Annotated in this window: 10 protein-coding genes; 9 read left to right on the forward strand and 1 reads right to left on the reverse strand. The window is 72.3% G+C overall.

The window, feature by feature from the left end:
• Window positions 1-60: 60 nt before the first annotated feature.
• Window positions 61-618 carry an elongation factor P gene (efp, locus tag E1193_RS24555; protein ID WP_132185548.1) on the forward strand — a complete coding sequence of 186 codons (558 nt, stop codon included), beginning with the start codon at window positions 61-63 and terminating at the stop codon, window positions 616-618.
• Window positions 619-641: 23 nt separating this feature from the next.
• Complete coding sequence (gene nusB / locus E1193_RS24560; protein ID WP_207922848.1) at window positions 642-1052, forward strand: transcription antitermination factor NusB; 411 nt, start codon at window positions 642-644, stop codon at window positions 1050-1052.
• Window positions 1053-1175: 123 nt separating this feature from the next.
• Here nusB and E1193_RS24565 read toward each other — a convergent pair whose 3' ends face one another.
• Entirely contained in the window at window positions 1176-1664 is a 489-nt protein-coding gene (locus tag E1193_RS24565) for a helix-turn-helix domain-containing protein (protein ID WP_013285505.1), read from the reverse strand.
• A gap of 287 nt (window positions 1665-1951) precedes the next feature.
• Here E1193_RS24565 and pyrR point away from each other — a divergent pair, with 287 nt between their 5' ends.
• The 7 genes from pyrR to E1193_RS24600 form a co-directional block, all read left to right on the forward strand.
• A complete protein-coding gene (gene pyrR, locus E1193_RS24570) occupies window positions 1952-2536 on the forward strand; it encodes a bifunctional pyr operon transcriptional regulator/uracil phosphoribosyltransferase PyrR (RefSeq protein ID WP_132185550.1) in 585 nt (194 codons plus the stop codon).
• 55 nt (window positions 2537-2591) lie between these two features.
• A complete protein-coding gene (locus E1193_RS24575; RefSeq protein ID WP_132185551.1) occupies window positions 2592-3518 on the forward strand; it encodes an aspartate carbamoyltransferase catalytic subunit in 927 nt (308 codons plus the stop codon).
• Window positions 3515-4846 carry a dihydroorotase gene (locus E1193_RS24580; RefSeq protein WP_132185552.1) on the forward strand — a complete coding sequence of 444 codons (1332 nt, stop codon included), beginning with the start codon at window positions 3515-3517 and terminating at the stop codon, window positions 4844-4846. Before E1193_RS24575 ends, E1193_RS24580 begins: the two co-directional genes overlap by 4 nt.
• Window positions 4847-4961: 115 nt before the next feature.
• Window positions 4962-6107, forward strand: a complete 1146-nt coding sequence (carA, locus tag E1193_RS24585; protein ID WP_132185553.1) for a glutamine-hydrolyzing carbamoyl-phosphate synthase small subunit — start codon at window positions 4962-4964, stop codon at window positions 6105-6107.
• The gene (carB, locus tag E1193_RS24590; RefSeq protein WP_132185554.1) at window positions 6100-9516 is read left to right on the forward strand and encodes a carbamoyl-phosphate synthase large subunit; all 3417 of its coding nucleotides are present in this window, start codon (window positions 6100-6102) and stop codon (window positions 9514-9516) included. Before carA ends, carB begins: the two co-directional genes overlap by 8 nt.
• Window positions 9513-10544 carry a quinone-dependent dihydroorotate dehydrogenase gene (locus E1193_RS24595; protein WP_132185555.1) on the forward strand — a complete coding sequence of 344 codons (1032 nt, stop codon included), beginning with the start codon at window positions 9513-9515 and terminating at the stop codon, window positions 10542-10544. The genes carB and E1193_RS24595 overlap by 4 nt, the downstream gene beginning before the upstream one ends.
• A gap of 46 nt (window positions 10545-10590) precedes the next feature.
• Window positions 10591-11643 (forward strand): adenosylmethionine--8-amino-7-oxononanoate transaminase (locus tag E1193_RS24600; protein WP_132185556.1); only part of this gene is annotated, 1053 nt, incomplete at its 3' end.

Here is an 11643-nt window from a genome sequence, read left to right on the forward strand (position 1 = left end):
GGTTAGACGCAGCTAGTAGACTCTCCAGGTCTGTCCGCCAATTGATGATCAAGGCAGGAAATGGCCACCACCAACGACCTGAAGAACGGCCTGGTACTCAACCTCGACGGGGAGCTCTGGTCCGTCGTGGAGTTCCAGCACGTCAAGCCCGGTAAGGGTGGCGCCTTCGTGCGGACCACCCTGAAGAACGTGCTCTCCGGCAAGGTGGTCGACAAGACCTTCAACGCGGGCACCAAGGTCGAGACCGCGACCGTCGACAAGCGCACCATGCAGTACCTCTACGCCGACGGCGAGGACTACGTCTTCATGGATCTGGAGACGTTCGACCAGATCACCGTCCCCGGCGGCACCGTCGGCGAGGCGGCCAACTACCTCCTTCCGGAGGCGGAGGCCACCGTCGCCACCCACGAGGGCGTGCCGCTCTACATCGAGCTGCCCACCTCCGTTGTGCTGGAGGTCACCTACACCGAGCCGGGCCTGCAGGGCGACCGGTCGACCGGTGGCAACAAGCCGGCAACGGTCGAGACCGGCGCGTCGGTGCAGGTGCCGCTCTTCATCACCACCGGCGAGAAGATCAAGGTCGACACCCGCGACGGCCGCTACCTCGGCCGGGCCTGATGGCCGAGGGCCCCAAGCAGCAGATGCCGTCGCGCCGCAAGGCGCGTAAGCGGGCGCTGGACGTGCTCTTCGAGGCCGACCTGCGGGATCGGCCCCCGGTCGAGGTGCTCGCCGGGTACGTGGAGCGGATCGAGAAGCCGCGGCCGGAGCACCTGGGCTACGCGGTCGGCCTAATCGAGGGGGTGGCCGCGCACCTCGACCGGATCGACGAGGTGATCGCCAGCTACGCCGAGGGCTGGACGCTGGACCGGATGCCGGCGGTCGACCGCAACCTGGCCCGGATCGCCGTCTACGAGCTGCTGTACGTCGACGAGATCGACGACGCGGTGGCGATCAGCGAGGCGGTCGAGCTGGCCCGGCAGATGTCGACCGACGACTCGCCGCGCTTCCTCAACGGGGTGCTGGGCCGGATCGCCGAGTACGCGACCCGCTGACCGGTCCCGCGACGATCGGCGGCCCAGCCGGGGGCGACGAGTCGGCCTGACCCGGGGCCCGGCAGGCGGAGGCGACGCGGAGGGCCCGTGCCGGACGGCACGGGCCCTCGACGGTGCGACAGCTCAGGACGCGAAGAACGCCCGGGGGTCGGCGACCAGCACACCGTGCTCGGTGAGCCGCTCGATCAGGCCCGACGGCGAGGCGTCGTAGACGATGGCGAGGGCCCGCAGGTCGTCGGCGCGGATGGAGAGCACCCGGCCGTTGTAGTCACCGCGCTGCTGCTGGATCGCGCGGGCGTACCGGGCGACGTAGGCGAGGTCCTCGGAGGCCTCGTCGTAGAGTCGCTCCAGGTCCAGGACGATCTTGCTGGTGGGTTCGTGGCGGACCCCGCTGCCGTCGGGCAGCAGCTCCGAGACGGGAACGCGGTAGAAGTCAGCCAGCTCGGCCAGGCGGGAGACGGTGACGGCGCGGTCGCCGCGCTCGTACGAGCCGACCACCACGGCCTTCCACCGCCCGTTCGACTTCTCCTCCACCCCTTGCAGGGACAGGCCCTGCTGCTGGCGGATGGAGCGCAGGCGGGCGCCCAGCGACTTGGCGTATTCAGAGGGCATTCGGACACTCCCAGTGCTGCTACGGGGTTCTCCCAGCTATCGCTACGGAGCGTGACGGTACGGGGATTGCGACATGTGGTCAAGTGTTCGTGACCTTCCCGTTGGCGAGGGCGGGGGGAGTTATCCGCATTTGGCCGTCCTGATCCGGGGATCAGTGGGTGCCCGGCGGCCCCCGCCGTGACCGCTGGTAACGTGGCGTGAGACCCCGGCCCAGCTCACCCGAGCCGGGCGGAGGTGCCAGACGTCCTTTAACGACCCGTCCCGTGAGGCGGGGAAGGAGGTCCGCCGTGGCCTGCCCACCGGCTGCCCAGTCCCCAGCGTCCCGACAACCCTCGGTGAAGGTGATCCTCACCACCGCCGACGTCCAGCGCGTCGTCGACCGGATCGCTCACCAGATCCTGGAGAAGACCCAGGGCGCCGCCGGCACCGTCCTGCTCGGCATCCCCACCCGGGGCACCCCGCTCGCCCGGCGGCTCGCCGCCCGGATCAGCACCTTCGAGGACGTGGCCGTGCCGGTCGGCGTGCTCGACATCACACTCTACCGCGACGACCTGCGCCGGCACGCCACCCGCGCGGTCGGCCCGACCCAGCTCCCGCCGGGCGGCATCGACGGCAAGCGGGTCGTCCTCGTCGACGACGTGCTCTTCTCCGGCCGTACCGTCCGGGCCGCGCTCGACGCGCTGGGCGACGTCGGCCGCCCCGCCTCCGTGCAGCTCGCCGTCCTGGTCGACCGCGGTCACCGCCAGCTGCCGATCCGCGCCGACTACGTCGGCAAGAACATCCCGACCTCGCTCGCCGAGAGCGTGAAGGTCACCCTCGTGGAGACCGACGGCGTCGACGAGGTCAGGCTGTTTGGGGGTGCCGCCCTGTGAGCGCGAGGAGTGCAGCGCAGCGGAGCCCCGCAGTCGCGAACGAGAGGCAGGTCCGGTGATCCGCCACCTGCTCTCCGGGGCCGACCCGGACCTGGCCACCGCCACCCAGATCCTCGACACCGCCGCCGAGATGGCCACCGTCGCCGGCCGCGAGGTCAAGAAGCTCCCCGCCCTGCGCGGCCGGACCGTGGTGAACCTCTTCTACGAGGACTCCACCCGCACCCGGATCTCCTTCGAGGCGGCGGCCAAGCGGCTCAGCGCCGACGTCATCAACTTCTCCGCCAAGGGCTCCAGCGTGACCAAGGGCGAGAGCCTGAAGGACACCGCGCTCACCCTCCAGGCGATGGGAGCCGACGCGGTGGTCGTCCGGCACCCCGCCTCCGGCGCCCCGCACCGGCTGGCCGACTGGGTGGACGGTTCGGTGGTCAACGCCGGTGACGGCACCCACGAGCATCCCACCCAGGCGCTGCTCGACGCGTACACGATGCGGTCCCGGCTGGGCCGGCTCGCCGGCCTGCACGTCGCCATCGTCGGGGACGTGCTGCACTCCCGGGTGGCCCGCTCCAACGTGCTGCTGCTGTCCACCCTCGGCGCCAAGGTCACCCTGGTCGGCCCGCCGACCCTCATCCCGGTCGACATCGCGGCCGCGCTCGCCCCCGGCACCCTGGTCTCCTACGACCTCGACGCGGTGCTGCCGAACGCGGACGTGGTGATGATGCTGCGGGTGCAGCGGGAACGGATGAACGACTCCTACTTCCCCTCCGCCCGCGAGTACGCCCGCCGCTACGGACTGGACGGCCCGCGGATGCGCCGGCTGCCGGACCACGCGATCGTCATGCACCCGGGCCCGATGAACCGGGGCATGGAGATCACGCCCGAGGTCGCCGACTCACCCCGCTCCACCATCGTCGAACAGGTCGCCAACGGGGTCTCCGTGCGGATGGCCGTCCTCTACCTGCTGCTCGGAGGGAACAACCTGTGACCTCGTACCTGATCAAGGGCGTGAGTGTAGTCGGCGCCGCGCCGACCGACCTGCTGGTCCGCGACGGCGTCGTCGCGCAGACCGGCAGCGGCCTCACCGCACCGGACGCCACCGTGCTCGACGCGACCGGGCTGGTCGCCCTGCCCGGCCTGGTCGACCTGCACACCCACCTGCGCGAGCCGGGCCGGGAGGACGCCGAGACCGTCGAGTCGGGCTCCCGCGCGGCGGCGCTCGGCGGTTACACCGCCGTCTGCGCGATGGCGAACACCTCCCCGGTCGCCGACACCGCCGGGGTGGTCGAGCAGGTGTGGCGGCTCGGCCGGGAGGCCGGGCTGGTCGACGTGCAGCCGATCGGGGCGGTCACCGTCGGCCTGGCCGGCGAGCGGCTGGCCGAGCTGGGCGCGATGGCGGACTCCGCCGCGCAGGTGCGGATCTTCTCCGACGACGGGCACTGCGTGGCCGACCCCCGGTTGATGCGCCGGGCGCTGGAGTACGTCAAGGCGTTCGACGGGATCATCGCCCAGCACGCCGAGGAGCCCCGGCTCACCGAGGGCGCGCAGATGCACGAGGGCGAGGTTTCCACCCGGCTCGGCCTGACCGGCTGGCCGGCGGTCGCCGAGGAGGCGATCATCGCCCGGGACGTGCTGCTCGCCGAGCACGTGGGCAGCCGGCTGCACGTCTGCCACGTGTCCACCGCCGGCAGCGTCGAGGTGCTGCGCCAGGCCAAGGCTCGCGGGGTCCGGGTCACCGCCGAGGTCACCCCGCACCACCTGCTGCTCACCGACGAGGTCGTGAGTGGGAGGAGTGAGCTTGCGAGCCCCGCCCTCGCGAACAACTGGAGCCCGGTGGCAGCCTACGACCCGGTCTACAAGGTCAACCCGCCGTTGCGTACCGCCACCGACGTCGCCGCCCTGCGCGCCGCGCTGGCCGAGGGTGTCATCGACGTGGTCGCCACCGACCACGCCCCGCACGCGGTGGAGGACAAGGAGTGCGAGTGGGCGTACGCGAGGCCGGGCATGCTCGGCCTGGAGACCGCGCTCTCCATCGCCCTCGACGTGCTCGGCCCCGAGTGGGACCTGATCGCCGAGCGGATGTCCCGCACCCCGGCCCGGATCGCCGGGCTCGACGGGCACGGCCTCGACCCGGCGCCCGGCGTTCCGGCCAACCTGACCCTGGTCGACCCGGCCGCCCGCCGGGTCGTCGAGCCGGCGGAGTTGGCCAGCCGCAGTCGCAACACCCCGTACGCCCGCATGACGCTGCCGGGTCGCATCGTGGCGACCTTCCTGCGTGGCGAGCCGACGGTCCTGGACGGAAAGGCAGTCAAGTGATCCGAGCGAGGAGTGCAGCGGAGCGGAGCCCCGCAGTCCGGATCGAAGGAGACATGATCCGAGCGAGGAGTGCAGCGGAGCGGAGCCCCGCAGTCCGGATCGAAGGAGGCGCAGCATGACGAAGCGTAGAACCGCGATTCTCGTGCTGGAGGACGGGCGCACGTTCCACGGCGAGGCGTACGGCAGCGCCGGCGAGACCTTCGGCGAGGCGGTCTTCAACACGGGTATGACCGGCTACCAGGAGACCCTGACCGACCCGTCGTACCACCGTCAGGTGGTGGTGCAGACCGCGCCGCACATCGGCAACACCGGCGTCAACACCGAGGACGACGAGTCGTCCCGGATCTGGGTCGCCGGGTACGTGGTGCGCGACCCGGCCCGGATCCGTTCCAACTGGCGGGCCACCGGCGGGCTGGAGGACCGGCTCGCCGCCGAGGGTGTCGTCGGCATCAGCGGCGTGGACACCCGGGCGCTCACCCGGCACCTGCGCGAGCGGGGCGCGATGCGGGTCGGCATCTCCAGCGTCGACGACGACCCGCGGGCTTTGCTGGCCCGGGTCCGCCAGTCGCCGCAGATGGTCGGCGCGGACCTCTCCGCCGAGGTGACCACCGCCGAGCCGTACGTGGTGCCGGCGCAGGGCGCGCACCGGTTCACCGTCGCCGCCCTGGACCTGGGCATCAAGCGCAACGTGCCGCGCCGGCTCGCCGCGCGCGGGGTCACCACCCACGTGCTGCCGGCCGGCTCCAGCATCGACGACCTGCTCGCCACGGGCGCCGACGCGGTCTTCTTCTCGCCCGGTCCGGGCGACCCGGCCACCGCCGACGGCCCGGTCGCGTTGGCCCGGCAGGTGCTGGGCCGGCGTGTCCCGCTGTTCGGCATCTGTTTCGGCAGTCAGATCCTCGGCCGGGCGCTCGGCTTCGGCACCTACAAGCTCGGCTACGGCCACCGGGGCATCAACCAGCCGGTGCTCGACCGGGCCACCGGCAAGGTCGAGGTGACCAGCCACAACCACGGCTTCGCCGTGCAGGTGCCGGGCGCGCAGGCCGGGGCGGTGGTGCCCGACCAGGTGATCGAGACCGAGTTCGGCGGCGTCCAGGTCTCGCACGTCTGCCTCAATGACAACGTGGTCGAGGGGCTGCGGGCCAGGGACGTGCCCGCCTTCACCGTCCAGTACCACCCGGAGGCGGCGGCCGGCCCGCACGACGCGGACTACCTCTTCGACCGCTTCGCCGAGCTCATCGAAGGCGGAAAGAATGCCTAAGCGCACCGACCTCAAACACATTCTGGTGATCGGCTCCGGGCCGATCGTCATCGGCCAGGCCTGCGAGTTCGACTACTCCGGCACCCAGGCATGCCGGGTGTTGCGCAGCGAGGGGATCCGGGTCAGCCTGGTCAACTCCAACCCGGCCACCATCATGACCGACCCGGAGTTCGCCGACGCCACCTACGTCGAGCCGATCACCCGCGAGTTCGTCGAGCTGGTCATCGCCCGGGAACGCCCCGACGCCCTGCTGCCCACCCTGGGCGGGCAGACGGCGCTGAACACGGCGGTCGCCCTGCACGAGGCGGGCGTGCTCGACAAGTACGGCGTGGAGCTGATCGGCGCGAACATCGAGGCGATCCACCGCGGCGAGGATCGGCAGCTGTTCAAGGACATCGTCGCCAAGGCCGGCGCCCGCATCGGCGTCGAGGACCCGACCGCGCTCGTGCCCCGCTCCCGGGTCTGCCACTCGATGGCCGAGGTCGAGGCCACCGTGGCCGAGCTGGGCCTGCCGGTGGTCATCCGGCCGTCGTTCACCATGGGCGGCCTCGGCTCCGGGATGGCGCACACCGACGAGGACCTGGCGCGGATCGCCGGCGCCGGCCTGGCGGCCAGCCCCGTGCACGAGGTGCTCATCGAGGAGAGCGTGCTCGGCTGGAAGGAGTACGAGCTCGAACTGATGCGCGACCGCCACGACAACGTGGTGGTGGTCTGCTCGATCGAGAACGTCGACCCGATGGGCGTGCACACCGGCGACAGCGTCACCGTGGCCCCGGCCATGACGCTGACCGACCGGGAGTACCAGCGCCTGCGGGATCTGGGCATCGCGGTGCTGCGCGAGGTCGGGGTGGACACCGGCGGCTGCAACATCCAGTTCGCGGTCAACCCGGACGACGGCCGGATCGTCGTGATCGAGATGAACCCGCGGGTGTCCCGCTCCTCGGCGCTGGCCTCGAAGGCCACCGGCTTCCCGATCGCCAAGATCGCCGCGAAGCTGGCCATCGGCTACACCCTGGACGAGATCCCGAACGACATCACCCGCAAGACCCCGGCGGCGTTCGAGCCGACACTGGACTACGTGGTGGTGAAGATTCCGCGGTTCGCGTTCGAGAAGTTCCCCGGAGCGGACCCGGAGCTGACCACCACGATGAAGTCGGTCGGCGAGGCGATGAGCCTCGGGCGCAACTTCACCGAGGCGCTCAACAAGGCGATGCGTTCGATGGAGACGAAGGCGGCGGGATTCTGGACCGTGCCGGATTCGGTCGTCGCTGCCGCGACGGGCGTCGACCCGGCCGGCGTGACGAAGGAGACCACCCTCGCCGCGCTGCGGGTGCCGCACGACGGGCGGCTCTACACCGTCGAGCGCGCGCTGCGCCTGGGTGCCTCCGTCGCCGAGGTGGCCGAGGCTTCCGGCGGGATGGACCCGTGGTTCCTGGACCAGATCGCCGCGCTGGTCGAGCTGCGTGCGGAGATCGTGGACGCCCCGGTGCTCGACGCCGACCTGCTGCGTCGGGCCAAGCGGGCCGGTCTGTCCGACCGGCAGCTCGCCGCGCTCCGCCCGGAGTTGGCCGCCGAGGACGGGGTGCGCAGCCTGCGGCACCGCCTGGGCGTGCGTCCGGTCTACAAGACGGTGGACACCTGCGCCGCCGAGTTCGAGGCGACCACTCCGTACCACTACTCGACGTACGACTCGGAGACCGAGGTGGCGCCCTCGGCCCGGCCGAAGGTGATCATCCTGGGGTCCGGGCCGAACCGGATCGGCCAGGGCATCGAGTTCGACTACTCCTGCGTGCACGCGGTCCAGGCGCTGCGTGCCGCGCCCACCGGTGGAGTCGCCGCGTCCGGCGTCGACGGTGCCGGCTTCGAGACCGTGATGGTCAACTGCAATCCGGAGACGGTCTCGACCGACTACGACACCGCCGACCGGCTCTACTTCGAGCCGCTCACCTTCGAGGACGTGCTGGAGGTCTGGCACGCCGAGGACTCCTCCGGGAAGGCGGCCGGCGGGCCGGGCGTGGTGGGGGTGATCGTCCAGTTGGGCGGGCAGACCCCGTTGGGCCTGGCACAGCGGCTCAAGGACGCCGGCGTGCCGGTGGTCGGCACCTCCCCGGAGTCGATCCACCTGGCCGAGGAGCGGGGCGCGTTCGGCGCGGTGCTGGCCCGGGCCGGGCTGCGCGCCCCGGCGCACGGCACGGCCACCTCGTACGACGAGGCGAAGGCGATCGCCGACGAGATCGGGTACCCGGTGCTGGTGCGGCCGTCGTACGTGCTCGGCGGGCGGGGCATGGAGATCGTCTACGACGATGCCACGCTGCGCGACTACATCGGCCGGGCCACCGACATCTCCCCGGACCACCCGGTGCTGGTCGACCGGTTCCTCGACGACGCCATCGAGATCGACGTGGACGCGCTCTGCGACGCCGACGGCGAGGTCTACCTGGGCGGCGTGATGGAGCACATCGAGGAGGCCGGCATCCACTCCGGGGACTCCTCCTGCGTGCTGCCGCCGATCACCCTGGCCGGCTCGCACCTGGCGCAGGTGCGCCGCTACACCGAGGCGATCGCCCGCGGGGTCGGCGTGCGGGGTCTGCTCAACGTCCAGTACGCCCTCAAGGACGACATGCTGTACGTGCTGGAGGCCAACCCACGCGCCTCCCGTACCGTCCCGTTCGTCTCCAAGGCCACGGCGGTGCCGCTGGCCAAGGCGGCGGCCCGGATCGCGCTCGGCGCCACCGTCGCCGAGCTGCGGGCCGAGGGGATGCTTCCGCCCACCGGGGACGGCGGCGCCATGCCGGTCGACGCCCCGATCGCGGTGAAGGAGGCGGTGCTGCCGTTCAAGCGGTTCCGCACCCCGTCGGGCAAGGGCGTGGACTCGCTGCTCGGTCCGGAGATGAAGTCCACCGGTGAGGTGATGGGTATCGACACCGGCTTCGGGCACGCCTTCGCCAAGTCGCAGGCCGCCGCCTACGGGTCGCTGCCCACCGCCGGCCGGATCTTCGTCTCGGTGGCCAACCGGGACAAGCGCGGGATGATCTTCCCGATCAAGCGCCTGGCCGACCTGGGTTTCGAGATCGTGGCCACCACCGGCACGGCGGAGGTGCTGCGCCGGCACGGCGTCGCCTGCGAGCAGATCCGCAAGCACTACGAGTCCGGCGAGGGTGACGACGCGGTGTCGATGATCATCGGCGGGGCCGTGGCGCTGGTGGTGAACACCCCGCAGGGTTCCGGCGCGAGCGCCCGGTCCGACGGGTACGAGATCCGCAGCGCGGCGGTGACGGCGGACATCCCCTGCATCACCACGGTTCCCGGCGCCGCGGCGGCGGTGATGGGCATCGAGGCGCGCATCCGCGGCGACATGCAGGTCCGCCCGCTACAGGAGCTGCACGCCGCCCTGCGAGCCGGCGAGTGATGTTCGCGCGGACACTTCGGCCCCTGTTGTTCCGGATCGGGGGCGGCGACGCCGAGGCGGCGCACGAGTGGACACTGCGGCGGCTGGCCGGGCTGTCCCGGCGGCCGGCCGCGCTCGCCGCGCTGCGGGCCCGCTACCTCGCGCGGGCGCCGCGGACCGTGTTCGGGGTGGACTTCCCGAACCCGGTCGGGTTGGCCGCCGGGATGGACAAGAACGGCGTCGCGCTGCCGGCCTGGCCGGCGCTCGGCTTCGGGTTCGTCGAGGTCGGCACGGTCACCGCGCACAACCAGCCGGGCAACCCCCGGCCCCGGCTGTTCAGGCTGCGCGACAGCGAGGCCGTGATCAACCGGATGGGCTTCAACAACGCCGGCGCCCAGGCCCTGGCGGACCGCCTGGCGGCGCTGCCCCGCCCGCTCGGGGTGCCGCTGGGCATCTCGCTGGGCAAGTCCAAGGTGACCCCGCTGGAGGAGGCGGTCGAGGACTACCTCACCTCGTACCGGGCGCTGCGCGCGCACGGCGACTACTTCGCGGTCAACGTCTCCTCGCCGAACACCCCCGGCCTGCGCAGCCTTCAGGACAAGGCCCACCTCGACGCCCTGCTGGCCGCCCTGGTGGGGGAGAAGCCGGTGCTGGTGAAGATCGCCCCGGATCTCACCGAGCCGGCCATCGCCGAGCTGCTGGAGGTCTGCCTGGCCCGGGGCGCTGCCGGGGTGATCGCCACCAACACCACGCTGTCCCGCGACGGCCTCGCCCCCGCCGACCGGGAACGCGGCACCGAGACCGGCGGGCTCTCCGGCCGGCCGCTGACCGGCCGGGCCCGGAAGGTGGTCGCCTTCGTGCACGCCGAGACCGGCGGGCGGCTGCCGGTCATCGGGGTGGGCGGCATCCTCGACCCGGACGACGCGGCCCGGATGTTCGACGCCGGCGCCGACCTGGTGCAGCTCTACACCGGCTTCATCTACCGGGGTCCGGCACTGGTCAGGGCCGCGGCGCGCGCGTCGGCCGCTGCCGGCGCCACGGTCGGGTGAGGCGGCGGCTCCGGCCGGCGGCCGTCGAGGGTGCGAAGGAGTACGCGTGACGCCCGAGGAGATCCTGGCCGCCGACCGGGCGCACGTCTGGCACCCGTACGCGGCGCTGCCGCCAGCCGCGCCGCCGTACGTGGTGCGCAGCGCGCAGGGCGTACGCCTGCGGCTGGCCGACGGCCGGGAACTGGTCGACGGAATGTCGTCCTGGTGGGCGGCGATCCACGGCTACCGGCATCCGGTGCTCGACGCGGCCGTGGTGGACCAGCTCGGCCGGATGAGCCACGTGATGTTCGGCGGGCTCACCCACGAGCCCGCCGTCCGGCTGGCGCGTGCTCTCGTCGAGCTGGCCCCGGGCGACCTGGAGCACGTCTTCCTGGCCGACAGCGGGTCGGTCGGCGTCGAGGTGGCGGTCAAGATGTGCCTGCAGTACCAGCGGGCCACCGGTCGACCGGAGCGCCGCCGACTGGGCACCTGGCGGGGCGGGTACCACGGCGACACGTTCCACCCCATGAGTGTCTGCGACCCGGTGGGGGGCATGCACCACCTCTGGGGCGACGTGCTGCCCCGGCAGGTCTTCGCCCCGGCCCCGCCCGGCGGTTTCGACGACGGGCCCGACCCGGCGTACCTGGCGGCGTTGACCGACGCGGTGCGACGGCACGCCCACGAGTTGGCCGCGGTGATCGTCGAGCCGGTGGTGCAGGGCGCGGGCGGGATGCGCTTCCACCATCCGGGCTACCTGCGGGCGCTGCGCGAGGTGACCAGCGCTCACGGGGTGCTGCTGGTCTTCGACGAGATCGCTACCGGCTTCGGTCGCACCGGCGCGATGTTCGCTGCGGAACACGCCGGGGTGAGCCCGGACGTGCTCTGCGTGGGCAAGGCGCTCACCGGCGGCTACCTGACCCTGGCCGCGGTGCTCTGCACGCCGGAGATCGCCCGGGGCATCTCCGCGGCCGGCGTGTTGGCCCACGGACCCACCTTCATGGGAAACCCGCTCGCCTGCGCGGTCGCCAACGCCTCCCTGGAGCTGCTGCGGGCCGGTGACTGGGCCGTCCAGGTGTCCCGGGTGGGGGCGGGGCTGCGGGCCGGTCTGGAGCCGCTGCGG

It is taken from the genome of Micromonospora sp. KC606, from assembly GCF_004348675.1.
Lineage (GTDB): Bacteria > Actinomycetota > Actinomycetes > Mycobacteriales > Micromonosporaceae > Micromonospora.